16 protein-coding genes and 1 pseudogene are annotated in these 17,301 nt (G+C 61.1%); 8 read left to right on the forward strand and 9 right to left on the reverse strand.

Features of this window, described 5'->3' with window-relative positions; genetic code table 11:
• Positions 1 to 32: 32 nt before the first annotated feature.
• The gene (locus AC5RWT_RS04970; RefSeq protein ID WP_494079392.1) at positions 33 to 956 is read left to right on the forward strand and encodes an NAD(P)-dependent oxidoreductase; all 924 of its coding nucleotides are present in this window, start codon (positions 33 to 35) and stop codon (positions 954 to 956) included.
• Between the two features lie 223 nt (positions 957 to 1,179).
• On the opposite strand, the gene AC5RWT_RS04975 is transcribed toward AC5RWT_RS04970, so the two are convergent.
• Complete coding sequence (locus AC5RWT_RS04975; protein WP_494079393.1) at positions 1,180 to 1,887, reverse strand: FadR/GntR family transcriptional regulator; 708 nt, start codon at positions 1,885 to 1,887, stop codon at positions 1,180 to 1,182.
• Positions 1,888 to 2,001: 114 nt separating this feature from the next.
• Here AC5RWT_RS04975 and AC5RWT_RS04980 point away from each other — a divergent pair, with 114 nt between their 5' ends.
• From AC5RWT_RS04980 to AC5RWT_RS05010, 7 genes are all read left to right on the forward strand, one after another.
• Positions 2,002 to 2,922, forward strand: a complete 921-nt coding sequence (locus tag AC5RWT_RS04980) for an ABC transporter substrate-binding protein (RefSeq protein WP_494079394.1) — start codon at positions 2,002 to 2,004, stop codon at positions 2,920 to 2,922.
• Positions 2,923 to 2,978: 56 nt separating this feature from the next.
• On the forward strand, positions 2,979 to 3,776 hold the full coding sequence (locus tag AC5RWT_RS04985) for an amino acid ABC transporter permease (protein ID WP_494079395.1): 798 nt from the start codon (positions 2,979 to 2,981) through the stop codon (positions 3,774 to 3,776).
• On the forward strand, positions 3,769 to 4,563 hold the full coding sequence (locus AC5RWT_RS04990) for an amino acid ABC transporter ATP-binding protein (protein ID WP_494079396.1): 795 nt from the start codon (positions 3,769 to 3,771) through the stop codon (positions 4,561 to 4,563). The genes AC5RWT_RS04985 and AC5RWT_RS04990 overlap by 8 nt, the downstream gene beginning before the upstream one ends.
• Positions 4,564 to 4,597: 34 nt before the next feature.
• Positions 4,598 to 6,181 carry a gamma-glutamyltransferase family protein gene (locus AC5RWT_RS04995; protein ID WP_494079397.1) on the forward strand — a complete coding sequence of 528 codons (1,584 nt, stop codon included), beginning with the start codon at positions 4,598 to 4,600 and terminating at the stop codon, positions 6,179 to 6,181.
• A gap of 101 nt (positions 6,182 to 6,282) precedes the next feature.
• A complete protein-coding gene (locus tag AC5RWT_RS05000; RefSeq protein WP_494079398.1) occupies positions 6,283 to 6,909 on the forward strand; it encodes a YoaK family protein in 627 nt (208 codons plus the stop codon).
• 538 nt (positions 6,910 to 7,447) lie between these two features.
• Complete coding sequence (locus AC5RWT_RS05005) at positions 7,448 to 7,882, forward strand: acyl-CoA thioesterase (RefSeq protein WP_494079399.1); 435 nt, start codon at positions 7,448 to 7,450, stop codon at positions 7,880 to 7,882.
• Between the two features lie 420 nt (positions 7,883 to 8,302).
• Complete coding sequence (locus tag AC5RWT_RS05010) at positions 8,303 to 8,935, forward strand: TetR/AcrR family transcriptional regulator (RefSeq protein WP_494079400.1); 633 nt, start codon at positions 8,303 to 8,305, stop codon at positions 8,933 to 8,935.
• A 111-nt stretch (positions 8,936 to 9,046) separates the two neighbouring features.
• Here the strand turns inward: AC5RWT_RS05010 and AC5RWT_RS05015 are convergent.
• From AC5RWT_RS05015 to AC5RWT_RS05050, 8 genes and pseudogenes are all read right to left on the reverse strand, one after another.
• Positions 9,047 to 9,244 (reverse strand): annotated as a pseudogene (locus AC5RWT_RS05015) (IS1634 family transposase); the annotation flags it as partial.
• A gap of 224 nt (positions 9,245 to 9,468) precedes the next feature.
• Positions 9,469 to 9,591 (reverse strand): hypothetical protein, encoded by a 123-nt coding sequence (locus AC5RWT_RS05020; RefSeq protein WP_494079401.1) that lies wholly within the window; start codon positions 9,589 to 9,591, stop codon positions 9,469 to 9,471.
• 59 nt (positions 9,592 to 9,650) lie between these two features.
• Positions 9,651 to 10,598 carry a hypothetical protein gene (locus tag AC5RWT_RS05025; protein ID WP_494079402.1) on the reverse strand — a complete coding sequence of 316 codons (948 nt, stop codon included), beginning with the start codon at positions 10,596 to 10,598 and terminating at the stop codon, positions 9,651 to 9,653.
• A 513-nt stretch (positions 10,599 to 11,111) separates the two neighbouring features.
• Positions 11,112 to 12,140: an amidohydrolase family protein gene (locus tag AC5RWT_RS05030; protein WP_494079403.1), complete on the reverse strand. Its 1,029-nt coding sequence runs from the start codon at positions 12,138 to 12,140 to the stop codon at positions 11,112 to 11,114.
• A gap of 114 nt (positions 12,141 to 12,254) precedes the next feature.
• Complete coding sequence (locus AC5RWT_RS05035) at positions 12,255 to 13,253, reverse strand: PDR/VanB family oxidoreductase (protein ID WP_494079404.1); 999 nt, start codon at positions 13,251 to 13,253, stop codon at positions 12,255 to 12,257.
• A 239-nt stretch (positions 13,254 to 13,492) separates the two neighbouring features.
• A complete protein-coding gene (locus tag AC5RWT_RS05040; RefSeq protein WP_494079405.1) occupies positions 13,493 to 14,764 on the reverse strand; it encodes a cytochrome P450 in 1,272 nt (423 codons plus the stop codon).
• 206 nt (positions 14,765 to 14,970) lie between these two features.
• Positions 14,971 to 15,876 (reverse strand): sugar ABC transporter substrate-binding protein, encoded by a 906-nt coding sequence (locus tag AC5RWT_RS05045; RefSeq protein WP_494079406.1) that lies wholly within the window; start codon positions 15,874 to 15,876, stop codon positions 14,971 to 14,973.
• A 437-nt stretch (positions 15,877 to 16,313) separates the two neighbouring features.
• Positions 16,314 to 16,523 (reverse strand): hypothetical protein, encoded by a 210-nt coding sequence (locus AC5RWT_RS05050; protein ID WP_494079407.1) that lies wholly within the window; start codon positions 16,521 to 16,523, stop codon positions 16,314 to 16,316.
• Positions 16,524 to 17,301 lie beyond the last annotated feature (778 nt).

The following is a 17,301-nucleotide window of genomic DNA, read 5'->3' on the forward strand; positions in this document are numbered from 1 at the left end:
GTGCCACCGATTAGTAGCCCAAATTCGCGGGCATGTCAGCCAGAAGTACGCTATACGACTCAGCAAGCCAAAGGAGCGTTCCTGTGCTAATCGGATTCGCAGGGCTCGGACGAATGGGTCGCCCTATGGCTAGTCACCTCGCACGGGCGGGTCACACGGTACTCGCCTACGATCCTGGGCTAAATCAAACTATCGACGGCCTCACGATCGTGAATTCACCCGACGAACTTACCAAAGCCCCGCTGACCATGAGCATGCTGCCTGATGGAGCGACAACTCGCGAGTTTGTGGTGAATGGGCTAGCCGATGCCCCCAGGACCCATCTTCACGTCGTGATGGGCACGGTTGGGCCGGAACTGGTCCGTGAATTGGCGACTGCCTGTGAATTCGACATCGTCGACGCGCCAGTCTCTGGCAGCGTCTCCATGGCTGAAGCTGCCACGATCTCGTCCATGGTGGGGGGGGCGCTCACGCAGTTTGAGCATATTCGTCCCATTCTCAGCGCAATGAGCGCTGCGCAGTTCCACACGGGTCCCGTCGGTTCAGGCTCAGCCGCCAAGCTCGCGGTCAACGCTGTCCTCACCGGTCTTAGCCAAGCCGTCGCTGAGGGGTTGCTCATCGCCGAAGTAGGCGGACTAAACCCAGAGGTCTTCTACGATGTTCTGGCTAGTAGCGCGGCCGGCGCTCCCTACGTGCAGTACAAGAGGGAAGCATTCCTTTCTCCGGACACGGCCGGTGTAGCCGCTCCTGTTGCCCTGATCCGTAAGGATCTTGGCCTAGCCCTGGATCTTGCGAGTCGGGAGCAACTCACCCTTCCGGCTTCAGAGGCGGCTTACAGAGTTCTCGACGAAGCCATGGAAGCAGGGCTCGGTGGCAAAGACATGGCAGAAGTCCTAGCTGCTCTGCGCCTCATCAACCGCAAGAGAAAAGCGGCCCCTGAGAGCTCCGCGCTATAGCAGGGGTACACGCGGCTTGTCCCACCGTTCCGGACATCTCCCGCCCTTCCTAATCGCTGAAGACTCGAAGTGAGATGCCAGCTTTTACATGACGTGGAGTATCGGCTTGTTGAATAGGGCCTGGTGAGGGGCCTGCACAATTCGCCGATCTGGCCGATCTGCTTGCGGCGTTCGAACCGGGAGACGGAACGGCGCCCGACCTTCGCGGCTTGTTAGCCAGAGCTCAGCGGCGCGTCGCCGGCTCTGCGTTGAAGCGCCTCTGAATCGACCGGATGTGGCGGTCAGCCGCTTCGTATGCGGCGGCGGGATCCCGAGACTCTATGGCCTCAACGATGGCTGCGTGTTCGGCCAACGATGAGCGCTGGCGTGAGGGCGTTAAGTAGCTGTCGCCCCTGCTGACCTCGATGATCTCCGTGATGCGGTCCAGCAGCCGTGGCAACAACGGGTTATGGGTGTAGATGGCAATTCCGCGGTGGAATATCCTATCCAGCTCGGCAAACTGTTTTGGTGTCTGGGCGGCTTTCATCTCATCCAGCAGGTTGCGTAACTGCACCACTTCCAATTTGCTCGCGTTCATAGCGGCTCTTGAAGCTACCGGAGGCTCGATGCAGGCGCGAACGTCCATAACCTGAGCCAGGGAGGCTGACTCCACATCAAGGCCTGAGGCCAAGACGTTAGCCTGCGGAGATCGCTGCGGGTCGATCACGACAGTGCCCGTTCCGGGGCTTCGGTCGATGAGCCCCTTCAGTTCCAGCGATTTCAAGGCATCACGCAAGGACGTTCGTGACACACCAAGCTCGGCAGACAGTTCGCGCTCCGGTGGAAGGCGTGACCCCTCTCCAACTTCCCCGGAGATGATCAGCCTCTCCAAAGTCAGCGCCAAGGAATCCGATCGGCTCAAAGTTGTCGTACGAAGTGATGCCCAGTCCATTGACCCTCCTCTGGTCGGACCAGAATGAAACGGTCCAACGCTTTTCACAGTAACACTGCCGTTTCATTTTCGGCAGGGGTTTGCAACAGCTGAAAGTCCCACTACCATTCCCAAGTGGACCACGTCACATTCGCCTTGGTCCTACCATCGGTTTATCGGACAAGGGAAAACCATATGTCGCGAACGAAGAAGTTCCATTCATTACCCGTGTCGGCGGCGGCGGCGGCAACGGTGCTGCTTGCCGCAGGATGCAGCACACCAACGGCCGTGGGGAACACCGCCGAGGCCCAAGTCTCCCCGCCGGTCGTGCAGGCTGCCGGCACGCTCGCTGTCTGCATGGGTCTCAGTGGAGGCGAGCCGCCATACTACAGCTACGATGCCTCCCAGAAGCCGGTTGGTGTGGAGGTCGAACTCGCAGAAAACATTGGCAAGCAACTGGGGCTGCAGACCAAATTCGTCGATATCAAGTTCGCCTCAATCGTGCCGGCGCTCCAGGCCGGCAAGTGTGACGTCATCATGTCATCGCTCTACATGAAGCCCGAACGCGAAGAAATCGTGGACTTTGTCCCTTACATCATGTCCGGCTCCTCTCTCGCCGTGGCCGCCGGCAACCCCAAGGGAATCACCGGGATGGACGACAGCCTGTGCGGCACCAAGGTGGTCGCTACCATCGGAACCACGGCCGCTCTGCTTGCTCAGGAGCAGCAGTCTGCCTGCGCCGCGGAAGGCAAGCCCGAATTGAAAATCGTGAACAACGACAACACCCCAAGCGCCATGCAGATGATCCTCACCAACCAAGTCGATGCCTACGCAGGCACTTCCACCGCGGTGCTGCACTACCAGAATGAAGCCTCCGCCGACTTTGAGGTCGCAGGGGAACCCTTCGGAACCATCCGGATCGGTGCGGCTGTGAAGAAGGGCAATAAAGAACTCCAAGGGGCCATCGATGGGGCGTTGAACTCTCTCATCTCCGACGGCACTTACGACGAGGTCCTGAAAAAGTTCAAGCAGGAACCCATGTCCATCAAGAATTAGCGGCGTCCCTCCACCGGGACGTGCTTCCTGTCCACATCGACTGAAAGCACACCTTCATGCAATTTGATTGGGAATTCTTCCTTCAAAGCCTCTTCACCCCCAGCCCGGCCTTCCTGGCCGGGCTGGGCCTGACCATCGCCATCTCAGTCGTCGCCATGACTCTCGCCCTTGTCGTCGGAACCGCAATTGCCCTGCTGGGCCGTTCCCGATATGCGCCGCTACGCTGGTTTGCTGCCGGCTATATCTGGATCGTGCGCGGCACCCCACTGCTGGTCCAGCTGATGATCATCTACCTCGGTTTCGCGGCCCTCGGACTGTTCAAGTTTGAGGATGTGAGCCTCATGGGTTTCAATATCCTCGCGGCCGTCCAGGCCGCTGTCCTGGGTCTGGTCATCAACGAAAGCGCCTACGTGTCGGAAATTGTCCGCGCCGGGCTCGCTTCGGTGGACAAGGGCCAGGCGGAGGCCTCAATGGCCCTCGGCATGCGTCCGGGAGCGGCCATGCGCTGGATCATTCTTCCCCAGGCCATGCGCATCATCGTTCCCCCCCTGGGCAACAACTTCAATGGCTTGATGAAGAACACCTCGGTTCTGAGCATAATCGGCGTCAGTGAGATGTTCCTGGTCGCGCAGGCCATCAGCTCTGCCACTTTCAAGACCTTCGAAATCCTGATCGTCGCGGCCATTTATTACCTGCTCCTGACCACGCTCTGGGCCTTCATCCAAGCAGCGATCGAACGCAGGCTAAACAGCCAAATCGGCCAGGGCAACGGGTCTTCAGGCTCGCTGCTGAAGAAGGCCTTGTCACCGAAACCACCGAAGCGACTCGTCCTCGAGGGAGCCGACCATGCCTGACACCTCATCCTCCATCGAAGCACCCGAAGTGCTGGTCAGCGCCAAGGACGTCTGCAGGTCCCTAGGCGGACGCCAGATCCTCACCAATGTCAGCACAGAAGTACGCCGCGGCGAGGTCGTGGTACTCATCGGTCCTTCCGGTGCCGGCAAAACCACCTTTCTGCGCACCATCAACCATCTGGAACGGATTGATTCGGGCGACCTATACGTAAATGGAAACCGGGTTGGCTACAGGAAGCTGGGCAACGGCAAGCTGGTCGAAGATTCCGCGAAGCAGTTGGCCAGACAGCGCGAGGAGATCGGCTTCGTCTTCCAGCACTTCAACCTCTTCCCGCACATGACAGTGCTGGAGAACATCTGGCACGCCCCGGTCCGCGTCCGCAAGATCGACAAGGCCGTGGCAATAGACGACGCACACCGGCTGCTCGCCCGTGTCGGTCTGGCTGACAAGGCCGACAAACGCCCGGCCCAGCTCTCGGGAGGACAGCAGCAGCGCGTCGCCATCGCTCGCGGTCTGGCCATGAAACCGGAGCTGATGCTCTTCGACGAACCCACCAGCGCGCTGGACCCCGAAATGATCGGCGAGGTCCTGGACGTCATGAAGGAACTGGCTTCCGACCACATGACCATGGTAGTGGTCACCCACGAAATGGGGTTCGCCCGCGAGGTCGCCGACCGCATCATCGTCATGGCGGACGGACAGATCATCGAAACCGGGGCACCGGAGCAGATATTCAACGCCCCCCAGAATCCCCGCACCGCCTCCTTCTTGTCGAAGATCCTTTAGTCTTCGCGTCATCCTTGTCGAAAGATCGCACCAGATGAATCGTCACGCTGCCGGAACCGGCGCCATTGCCGCGCCCCACACGCTCGCCACCCTGGCTGGAGAAGAAGCCTTCGCCAACGGGGGAACCGCAATCGATGCGGCACTTGCCGCCGCCACCGTCCTAACCGTTGTTTACCCGCACAACACCGCCGTCGGCGGCGACCTTGTGGCTCTTATCCGCACTCCAGACGGGGCCGTGACGTGCATTAACGCGACCGGGCCGGCCCCCCAAAAGCAGGACCCTGAACGGCTGGTACAGCATTACAAAACCGCCCTCCCGGAACGCGGAGTGGATACCATCACGGTTCCCGGTGCGGTGCGCGGATGGCAGGAAATCCGCAAGTTCGGCGCCCGACTGGATTGGCCAGCACAGTTCTCCGCCTCCATCCGCTACGCGGCCGAAGGCGTCCCGGTGTCCCGGTCCCTGGCTGAGGCCATCATCGAAAATGAGGCCGTACTGTCTAAAGACCAAGGCTCAGCCGCCCTGTTCAAGCCCAACGGTAGGCTCCTGGAGCAGGGCGAGAACCTGCGACAACCACAACTGGCGGCGTCTTTGGAGCAACTCGCCCAGGAAGGACCGGACGCGCTCTACGGAGGCTCCCTCGGGGCCGACCTGGTTGCCGGGCTGCGCCGACTCGGCTGCCCCATCAGCCTGACCGATCTGGTCGAGTACGAAGCCGAAACGACGTCACCGATCACAACGGAATACGCTGGCCACACCGTCTTCACCAGCCCGCCCAACACCCAAGGATTCCTGCTGCTGCGTACCCTGCGCGCCATCGCCGACACAGCCCCGGCCGACGTGGAGCCGGCTACGTTGGCCCGGTTGTTCCTAAACGGGACCCAGAAACGCGAAGCGCTGCTGGCCGACCCCCGGCACTCGGGTCTGAACGTCGAAAACGGCGAATTTGACGAGCTCGTGGAAAGTCTGGGACGACCCCGCGAGGGCTTTCTTGCGGCCGTTGGCTCAGCGTTCGTACCGACCGGCGACACAGTCGGCGTTGCTGCGGCTGACTCCAACGGGTTTGCGGTGTCCATCATCCAAAGCGTGTACCACGGATTCGGGTCTGCGGTGCTGGAACCCTCCACAGGTATTCTCATGCAGAACCGGGGAATGTCATTCTCGCTGGATCGGAACTCTCCAAACTTCGTTCAGCCGGGAAAGCGGCCGGCCCACACCCTCATGCCGGTCCTGGTATGCAAGGACCGGGAAATCCGGTGGGTCAACTCCACCATGGGCGGCCAGGGCCAGCCGCAGATCCACGCCCACCTGCTGCTAAAGCTTCTCCAGGGTTTCAGCCCTCAAGAAGCCGTCTCCGCGCCCCGCTGGATCCTTGGCGCAGTAAGCGGTACAGATACCCCGGATACAATCTACGTTGAAGAAGACGTTGCCTCCGTCGTCAAGAATGCGTTGGCCGCTGATGCCTTCCCCCTTCGGGAAGTTCCGCCTCGGACGGACTGGATCGGTCACGCGAACGTCGTGTCGCAGAGCGAGGAGGGGGCTTTTGAAACCGGAAGCGATCCCCGGGCAGACGGCGTTGGGTCGGTTGTAGCTCTTGGCAAACGAGGCACCAGATGAGTGCTGGCGGCGCGCTGACCGAACAGACCGGGGCGATCAAATCACGGCGGGGCGCCCCGAGGAGACTCCCCGCAAGCGGCTCCAACCTTAAGTTGGCATTGATGTTGGCCCTGACCTTCTCCACCGGAGTCGTCGACGCCGTGGGTTACCTAGGTCTCGACAAAGTCTTCACCGGCAATATGACCGGCAACGTGGTGATTCTGGGCATGGCTTTGACGGGGGCCGAGGACTTGCCCGTTCTCGGCCCCGTCCTTGCCTTGGTCTGTTTTCTGCTGGGAGCCGTCGTAGGTGGGCGCTCGCTGCTGGGCGTCCAACCCGGATGGAGCAGACCTGCCGGATGGGTCTTCGTGGCGGTTGGCCTGCTCCTGGGGATGCTCGCCCTTGTGCCGTTCCTTGCCGGCCCACTAGACAAGACCCCTGCGGGTATAGGGGTTGCGGCAGCAATCGGCGCCGCCATGGGGCTTCAAGCCAGCGCTGCCCGCAAGGTCGCCGTCACCGATGTAACCACAGTCGTCGTCACCTCCACGCTAACGGCACTCGCATCTGAATCCCGTCTCGCAGGCGGGAAGGGACAGCCCTGGTTCCGGCGCGCTGCATCGGTGGTCCTCATCCTGGCCGGCGCCGCCGTCGGTGCCCTCCTGCTACAAGTGCACATGAGCTTGGCCCTGCTGTTGTCCGCTGTAATTTCAATCACCGTTGCCATCGTTGGCGGGTGGCGCCTCAAATGATCTGAACGCTGTACCCGGGGACACCATAGATGGCGTGTCCTCTCCGCAGCATGTTCGGCGGGCAAAACCTCCAGCCCATTCTTACCCGTCTTGCTCGGTAGATGCATACAAATGCTCAAGTTCGCCGCGCCAGCTTCCGCGATCGGCCCACCTCCACGAAAGTCACTACCACGCGATCCTGCACGGTGGCACCTGTGGACAACCGCGGCGAGGATTTCGGTCGTGGTGGCCACAGAGGGGCTGCTCGAAATATTCACTATGGGAAGGTCTGCCGCGCACCGCACCCAAGGAGACCGAGCCCCACGCCTGCGCGGAATGCAGTGCCCGCTCCGGCCATGGGACCAAGCCGTACTAGGAAGCGCCCCCGCCATAATGTTCCGCGCCCCCCCGGGGCCCGCAACTGTCTTCTGGCCCCGTGGGGTTGACGACCCGCGGTGAATACGATTTCATAGGCTCCACGTGAATACGATTTCACACAACGGGCGGATACTTGCCGGCATGAGCCCACCGTCTCGCCTCTAGAAACGTAGGAGAACTTGTGGAACTTATCGTACCCATGCAGGTGCGATTTTCGGACGTCGACCGCTTCGGCCACATCAACAACGCGGTCTACTTGACCTATATCGAGCTCGCCCGTCTCCGGATCTTTCAGGATGAGTCGCTCGGAGCTTCGGTGGAAAGTCTCGCGGGCGAAGGGGCCGGGATCGTGATTGGTTATCAGGAGATCGCCTATCGAGCTCCGATCGGGCCGAACGTCCCGGCTGTCGACGTCGCCGCATGGGTAACACGGGTGGGGAGATCGAGCTTTGATATCGCCTACAGCGTTCGTGACGGAGAAGTTGAGTGCGCGATTGCTGCAACATCGATCGTGCTCGTTGACGTTTCGACCGGCCGCCCTCGTGCACTCCCGGATCCTGCGAAGGCGGTCCTGGAACATTTCAGTGGGCCGCCCGTCGACGTGCGCGGGCGGTGAGGTCGGGCCCCGCTCCGCAGTGACTCCGCCCGGCGATTCATCCACCGGCGCGCTGCACAGAAGCGGACAAGATGATGCCGAGGGCGTTACCGTACTGAACTACACCTTTCGTGATGGCGGCGTGCTACTCCGTCGTCGTGCTCCCTGGCCTGGGCCGCAAGCCCGAGGATCCCGCTATATCTCGTGTAGAGGCCGTAGTCGTCCCGCTAAAAGCGGGCGCGGGGTACTAATGCCGATCGCAGAGACGTCCCCCGGAGCGGCTCGACCAATGCCAAAGCGTCTGTAACCGAACTGCCGGCCGCATCGCGCCCCACCGTCGTGTCTACTGAGCGCTCACTAATATAAGCTGGAAGCGCGGCGGGGGTAGGAACGCGACCATTGCCGCAATCGCGAACACTTACTCACGGCGGAGGAGAAACTATGGGCCTGCTAACAGGGCCCGGGAAGACGCTCCCTGGGATTTTGGAAGTTGCGCTGGACGAGTTCACTACGCGCGGATATGACGCGACGTCTGTGCGCACAATCGCAAAACGCTTGAATGTGAGCGTACCGGCGCTCTATTACCACTACGAGAACAAGCAGGCGATTCTCACCTCATTGTTGACCCACGCAATGGACGTCCTCGAAGCGATGGTCAACCAGGCCATTGCTGAGGCCGTTAACGAGCCACGGCCCCGCCTTGCCGCGCTAGTTGAGGCGGTGATGCTGTACATCACTCAGCACCGCGATCTCGCGTTTCTAGACCGCGAGGTGCGTAGCCTAACACCCGAGAATCACTCATACTACGCACAGCGCCGCGACTACATCGAGCGCCTCGTAACCGAATGCATCGACCGTGGGTGCTCCGACGGCACTTTTGCCACGTTTCTCCCCCGCGAGTCAAGCCGAGCGATTCTCAGCATGTGCCTCGGCGTCCCCAACTGGTACCGACCGGACGGAACCCTGACATCAGAAGAGCTCGCCCAGCGATATGTCACGCTCGCGCTCGACATGGTGCGGAGTGTGGGCCCAAGACCCCCACGGGCACCCATCCAATCCCCACCCTGCCGCTGACTGATTGAGTCTTCTCGTATTTGCGGTCCGTCGGAAATGCGGTTGAGGGACATTGGCCGTTCCTCGCGTCGGTGGAGAGGAGCCATCAGGCCGGAGCCACTGGATAGCCTTCGGCAGGTTCGTCACGTACCCCTTCAACCCCAGGAGCTGGCGGGCCCGTTCCACGAGGGCCCAGTCGGCTCCAGGTTTCTTGCCGGTCAGCGTCACGAACCGATCCTGTTTTAGGGGGCGGGTGCCGTTGGCGACCTTCTCGGCTTTCTCGATCTGCTTGTTCAGCGTGTAGTTGTCTCGCTTCTCCCGTCGAATCGAGTCATCAGCTGCGCAGCCGACCGAAGCCGGTCTCTACGCAGGAGTCGATAACGGCTGGCATCCATGCCAGCACCACGATGCCGGCCTGTCACGAGCCGCTGTCAGCGCTCCCAGGTCTGTCGCGGGTGCCATTCGGGGGTCACCTCGCCTTCGACGGACCGAAGAAGGCCGCCCGCCCTTCAGGGATCGAGCGGCCTTCGGAGGTGCTCGCGTGCGGAACTGGTCTAGCGGCGCAATCCGGACACGACCGCGATCTTGTCGATGGCGTTGCCGCCGACCCAGACTTCGCGCCCGACAGGCGCAGCGACCGTGGCGTACTCGTACTCCGGGGTGACCGTGCTGAACATTGTCGCGGAGGTCCCGCTGGTGGGGTCAACCTCGGCGACGATGAAGCCAGGGATGCAGCCTATGCCGTCGAAAACGCAGGCTTGGACAACGTCTTGAGTAGCGGTTCGTATTCCATTCCGGTCGTTAGAAGCGTTCCGGAGTTGGTCCAGCGCAGGTTGTCCGGCAGGAATGACACCTGCGCCACTTCAGTCTGAGGCCCACCGGCCGTCGGGATCGATATGACGCGCTTCTTCCAGGTCTCCGCGATGTACAGCGTGGTGCCGTCCGGGGACACCTCAATGCCATTCGGCCCGAACATGTGACTGCCCGAAACTTGCGTCCAGCCTGATTCGCGGTGCCACGTCCAGACGAAACCGCTTGGTTCTCCCGAAAACATCTGAGCGAGAACAGGCTCATTGGGGTCGTACAGGTTCGTCATGGCTATGCCGCCGTCAGGCAGCCCCACGACACCGTTCGGACCACCCGGCCCTTTCGGGCTCGATGTGCTCCGAACGAGGGATTCTGGAGCCTCGACGCAGCCGCGCCAAGAGGCCGTTGGACGCTTCCCACGCGCATCGACGCTGAAGACCTCGACCGACTCGCGACTGCCGTGGTAGACGACGTACAGATCGAACGTCCCTGGCGCGGTTCGCACGGCGCTGATGCCGTGCGTAGCCGGTTCTGTCTCGTCCGGCGGAGCCTCGCATCCCGGATAAGCATCCAAGTCGGGATCGTACGTGAAATCCTCGACTGGCCAGAGCGCGGTCTCCTCCTCAGTTCGGGAGTTGACGAAGCTCAATCCCCCACGGTGGTCCCTGCTGGTCATTGAGCTAATGACGGCCCAACGCGTCCCCGACAACGCAAGGATGTCCTCAGGAGGCTGGTTTGTCTTGATGAAGGACAACTCCGGCTGGGCTGCTTGCCCGCCGCCGCGACCTTGCGGGTCTGCGCCGGCTGTCGTTGCCAGCACCGCCGAGAGGCAGGCGAACATAGTGATCGCCTGCCGCACCGACCTGCGCGCGCCCATGGCTCTTAGTCGCAAGAACGCTCGTCTTGGTAGATCTCTGGATCGAACATTCACAGCGAGTCTCCTCATTGTCGGTCAGTGCAAGCTAATGCCAGCATCGGTCATCGCATGCCCGAGTAACGTCGTGCTTCATCGGATACAAGCCACGCAACGGCGCTTGAAAGTTCATTGGGCTCAAGCACTCCCACATCAATCATGTTCGTGCAAAGACTTCCCGGGACGTTCGCCTGGTGCAAGTACGTGTTTCCTGCCGCCTGGTCCACGGCAGAATCCAACCGGCGACCAGCTCGTAGTAAGCCTGCGGATCCGATGCAGAGCCGCGCATGGCCTCCGCTGCGGCAAGGAATTCCTGCTGCAGCAGGTGGAAACCAGCCGGTTCACCTAGCCATCCGGATGGCCCGTCAAGGCGGATGACGTCGCCGTTGAGATTTGGCCTACAACGCTCACCTGTTCTCCAAGCTCCTCTGCTATTGGCTTCCAGGTAGGTAGTGCGACGTAGTGCGGCATGACTTCCTATCCCTTGATGCCGTACACCCTATTCGCGGTGCCGGAAAACAGCTTCTGCTTCTCATTGACACTTGCATCTGAGACGATGCGCTTGAACGTGTTCCACAGGACCTCGTATGAGGACATGTATCCGTCGACCGGGTAGTTCGACTCGAACATGCACCGATCGGCTCCGAATGTCTCAATAAGCCAGAGAATCTCCCTCCCCCAGTAATCGGCCAGCTGCGCCGAAGTAGGGGCGACTTCGGCATCTCCGGTGACGTCGAGTCGTTCCGCCAAGTCCGGCACGCCGATACCACCGAGCTTGACGACGACATTCGGGCGCTTCGCGAGCTCGCTCATGTGGCCCCTCCAAATCGCTAGGACCCCGCTACGGTCTGCGCCATAAGGTCCGAGCTTGATAGGTCCACCCAGGTGGTCCACGATGATCCGGCCCTCGGGAAAGGCGTCAGCGAGAGCGATCACATCAGGCAACTGTGGGTGATACTGCCACGCGTCGAACGACAGGTCGCGGCGGACAAGCTCGGCGAAGCCGGCTTGGAAGTCGGGCTTCAGGTAAAGTCCTTCCTCGGGTGAGGTCGGGTACTGGCGGATATCCGGCGACGCATCCCAGACGGCTGCGTGCCGGACCCCAACGAATCGCCCTTCGCTCAGCTCGCGCAGCCGATCAAGAGTCTCACCGGACGCGCTCCCATGTCTAAGGTTGAAATCTCCGACAATTGCGGAGACAACGGTGCCACCGCGGGTCTCACTTTCGCGAGCGTAATCCGTGACGTACTTGACCTCGTCGATGTTCGTCCCGGAGTAGGAAGCGCGCGCTTCGACAAAGACTGACTTCGTCACGCGGTGGCCCGTGTTCGTGTCCGCAAGGTAGTCATCCAGTGAGTAATCCCGGTCCCAGTGGTGAGCGCCCTTCACGAAGAAGTGATGATGAGCATCCGTGATCTCGAGGTCGGGCTCGATGATCTCTTCCGTAACCGCGGTACCGTTATGTTCAGACAAAGCGTTCGCCTCCAGCGCGTCTAGATGGGTCAACTGTCATCCGCTCCTCGCTGCAATGCGTGGACCGGGCAAAAAACTTACGTGTGCGAGCACCCCTGCTCATGTGATTATCACGAGACAACCTGATCACTTGGCCAGTCAGTACACCTAGAGGTCCAGGACCAGTCGATCGCTCAGGCAGCGTGACACGCAGATCATCATGCAATCATTCGCGCTTTGCTCGTCCTCGTCGAGGATCGAGTCACGGTGCTCTGGTGTCCCCTCCAGAACAGGGGTCTCGCAGGTTCCGCAGGTGCCAACACGACACGACCACAAGGCGGGGACGCCCGCTTCTTCCACCACTTCGAGAACGCTGCGCTCGGGCGGGACGCTGAGGATGATCCCGGTAGTTCGAAGCTCGACCTCGAAGGATTCTGTCCGGGCCGGTTCCTCGAGTGGTTTCGCCTTGAACCGCTCGAGGTGCAAGCTGCCGGCGGCCCAGCTGGCGCATAGCTGCTCGACCGCATCGAGGAGGGGTCCTGGGCCGCAGCAGTAGACCTTGGTGTCGGCCTGGGGCGACCCGAGCAGACCATCCAGATCGATCAGACCCTTTTCGTCTTGCGGCCACAGTGTGACCCGGTCCCCGTAGGACGCGAGCTCGTCCACGAAAGCCATCGACGACAATTGACGGCCTCCGTAGATCAGACGCCAGCTCGCTCCGGCCTTCTCGGCTTCGGCGATCATGGGAAGTATGGGCGTAATCCCGATGCCCCCGGCGATGAACAGGTAGTGCTCGGAGGGCAACATGCTGAAGTGATTGCGAGGACCCCGAATTCGGATCGGTGAACCGTCTACTAGAGTCTCATGGAGGTACTGCGACCCACCGCTCCCGTCTGGCTCGTTGAGGACGCCGATGCGCCATCGTCGATCGTCCGACGGATCTCCGCACAGGGAGTACTGGCGAGGCCCAATACCGGGGACCAGCAGATCGATGTGAGCGCCAGGCTGCCACGAGGGAAGCTTCGCGCCCTGCGCCTCTCGCAGCGTGATTGTGGCGACGCCTTTGGCAGGATCTGCCCGCTTCTCCACCACCATGTCGAGCTCTGCTTCTTTGACCTCAGCCGTCGGCGTCTCGGCCTGCACATCGAGCTGAACGAGATGTGTCATTCTTGTCTTCCTCTACTCACGATCGCGCCCCTCAAGGGAGCCGTTTGAACCGTATTGTTATTCCCTCGGGCGGGGAATAACAAAGACGCTTGTGTCGACGTCCCGCTCATCCCATCCACACCCGTGGGACTTCTCTTTGCAGGCGCTCCTCCACGCAGAAGCCGCACTCACCGCCGACGCGTCGTCCCACCACCGGGCTCTTCACGTGCCGCTGGCTTCAGAAGGTGCACTTCTGCTGGTCACGACGCCGCTAGTCGCGCGCCAGGCTCACGAAGTGCACCGATACGCATCCGGGCGGTCTCGAACATGTCGTTGCTGCTCCTGTCCGCATTCCTCACCACATCGTCCTCAGTAAACGAGTACTCCTCGACTCGCTCGAGCAGTCTCTGTACCGTCGCCGTCACCACGGCCATGACCAGATGGGAGCCGAGGCAGTTGTGGACGCCGGCCCCAAAGGAGAGGTGCTGGTACCCCCGCCTCTCCGGATCGAACTCGTCGGGGTTGTCGAACTTGGCCGGATCGGCGTTGGCCGCCGCCATGTGCAGAAGGAGGCGATCGCCCTTGCTGACACGTACTCCGGCGAGCTCGACGTCGCGTGTAGCAGTACGTGCCGTCGTCATTCCCGGGTTGAAGTTGCGCATTCCCTCCACGAGGAAGTCGGGAATTTGATCCGGGTTGGTGCGGAGCCGCTCGCGCAGCTCAGGCCGGTCAGCCAGATAGAGCATGGTGTGCGCGGTTAGGGATTGCGGGTTCTCCAAGGCAGCCATCAATATCTGCATGACGATGCCTTGAACCTCCTCGTCTGAGAACTGTCCGTCGTTGGCCTGCAGGAGAATCGAAATCACGTCGTCACGCGGGTCCTTCTTGCGCGCCTGCACGACCTTGTCCACATACTCGAGGGCCTCTGGCAACGACATCACTACCTGGTCGGAATCATCGGTCGCCGAGGGGGCCCGGGTGAGCTCGGTCGGGCCGACAAACGCGCGGAAGATCGCTGCCGGATCCTCGAGCTCAAGTCCCACCATCGTGGTGACAACTCCCGCCACAATCGACATGCTCACGTCGTGGACTATGTCGAACTCACCCCTCGGCAGGAACCGATCCAGCACACCGTCGACGTGTGACATGATCATGTCGCTCTTCGCCGCCATACGACGCTTGGAGAAGGGCCTGGCCAACACGGCGCGCGGAGCATCATGGCGCTCCCCATCGACGAAGAAGAACATGCCCGGAGTCTCGGCCATCTCCCGGATCCCCTCAGGCTGCGGGATCATGGGGCCGAACTGGCTGGCGCCATCCACGGGGTTTATGGTGAAGGTCTCGGAATCCAGCAGCACTGCCTGGGTCGTATCGTAATCAGTGACGACCCAGAACCCACCATAGTTCTCGGTCCACACCGGGCCTTCGGCACGAAGCTGCTTGTTGATCTCTCGATAGTTCTGTCCATACTCGGGCGTGTGATGGTCGAACGGGCAGACCTTACGCCCGTCGGCTCGCGTCTCAATGCTCACGTGCACGTGTCTTCCTCCTAGATGATGCCGACCTTGGGGTTCTAAGCTATGCCCCTGACTGTGCGAGGCGGGATATATAACGCAGATCACATAAACCTTAGCGGCTTAGCGAGCGCTACGTCAACTATTCAGCTGAGCGAGAGCCCGGCGACACAGGTCCATGCGGAAGAGTGATCTGCCCCGGCGCAACCTCCACCACACGTCACTTACTTCACCTGCCAGAGCGCACGGTACTGTTCCTGATAGCTTTCCGTGCCGTCCCAATTGTCAACATCCGCACCCACGGTCTCGCTACTGAACGTTTGGAAGGGGCTAGAGGTGTAAAGCTCAGGATCAATGTCCATGCCAAGGTCAATGCGCGCAAGCATGTCCAATGCCATCCAGGCAGCCTCGCCAAGAGCATTGATGGTGCCCACTTTATACTCACCGTCACGAAGTCCGTCGAGCTGATCTCCCGTCATGTTCGGCACCACGATCTGAACGTCGCTCAGACCAGCCGCATCCAATGCTTGGCGTAACCCATTTGCTGCAGGGGAAACTCCGGTCGCCACGTACTGGATGTCGGGGTGCTTCCGAAGTTCAGCAACCACAAGATCCGCGAGCCCCCCGGCGGCCAGTTGCGCGAAGGAAACGGGGAAGTCGACAATCGTACAGTTCGGGCAATGCTCTTTGTAATAATCAGCGCCAAGCTCCGTGCTCACCCTGACAATTTCGGCTTCAGGAAGCGTGACATACAGAGTGTTGGCGGATCCATTGCTATCCGCGATGACCCAGTCCAGAGGCGGGACCAGGGAGGCAAGAGCGCCCTCTGCAGTGTGAACCATGCCATATACGCCATTTTCAGACGCATCAGCTTCGCCAGTTCCGGAGTACAGGACGACTGGCACACCCGCCGCCTTCGCTATGTCGAGTCCCGGCTTCAGGTCCTCTGTATCCCCGAGAACGCTGACAATGTAATCTGCATCCGTCTGAACTGCTTGCTTGATGCCATTGACGGCTCCCTGCGGATCGCTGGGATCGAAGTTGTACTCCTTAGGCGTCCAGCCAAGCGCTTTGACCGCCTCCTTGAAGGGGCCTTTCATGCCCGCGGTAGTCGAATCGGAGGTAGTCACGAGGTAAACTACTTTCCCCGGAGCCGGCGTATCAGTCAGTGGCTCAACGATCGGGATGGTATCAACCGGATCCAAGAAGGGTTCGAACCGCTGTGCAGCGGCCTCTGACGCTGCTGGGTCCTCGGTACTCGCCGATCCTGGATTCGCGGCATTGTCGTTCGAGCTTGACGAGGCCACACCACATCCGGTCAACAGGACGGACGTAAGACCCAGTAGGGCCACTTTCTGCGCCAATCCGCGCATTCTGCTATCCAACAAGACCTTCTCCTAGATGCAATTGGGACGGACTCCAGCACCGAGCATGGGATGGAGCAAAGCAACGCATCCTGCCATGTGGTGAGTTGGCGGATCGTTTCTGGCGCACGAAGCTTGGATGAGGTGGTGTGATCCAAATCTCATAGCGCCTGCGTTACGTTACCTATGTATCGATCGCTATGTCAATGGTGATGTGTAATCGCTTGCGCTTCTGCCCGCCCGCTTCCGGCAACGGCCTTCAAATCGTCATCAACGCTATCCTCCATGCCCCGCGCCGTCATCACCGCGATGGCGACGTTATGTGCATGTGCTTGGCTCGGGACGGGATCGGATTGTCCGTGGGCATCGGCGTCCAGCGGGACACGCGCGTGCACCAATGTCTTCTCGGTCAAGAGCTCCGGGGAAAGTGGAAGGCTGCTGATCTGGGCTTCACCCGAACCAGCAGCCCTCAAGGAGTGGAGCTAGTGTCCTGCGCCGTTAAGGTCGCTGGCGAAATGATATAGCGAGGGATGGAGCATACCGGACGCCCGAAGTCGCCAGTCGGGTCAGATCGGTCTTCGCTTAGATCGCAGTGGTCACCGGGCTCGCGCGGCGCAGCAGGTGCGAGACTTCCTCCAAGCTCGCCCCGGCGTTGAGGGTTCGACTAGCGGCGTTGTGCCGGAGCCGGTGCGCAGGGACAGTTCCCACTCCCGAGCGCTTCGATGCCCGGGCGACGCTGCAGCTCAGACCTTAACGCTCTAACGGGGTGTGAGGTGCGACGGCCCTTGACGAACACGGTCCGGGCCGCGGTTTCTGGCCGCCCGTGATGTAGGTAATTCACGATCGCGCCGCCAACGTCCACGGGCAACGGGAGCCGGTCGTGCACCCGCCTCTGCCTCGGATGGTCAGGACATCAGCTCGCCGATCGACGTCATCCAGTCGCAGCCCGTGGACTTCGCCGGAGCGCAGGTCGCCCAGCCGGTGCAGCACGGTGATCACCGCGTATAGCGCTGGACTGTGGCGGGTGGACTGGTCGCAGGCCTCCAGCAACGCCAAGGATCTGCCCCGGCCAAAGGCTAAGGCAGACCGGACAGCCTGCGGTGCGCTACCGCGGGAACCGCATCCGCGAGCATGGCTCGATGTTCTCTTCGTACAGGAACCGGAGGAAAGATCGCAGAGCGCGGCGTGACA

Source organism: Arthrobacter sp. Dra40 (assembly GCF_059091905.1).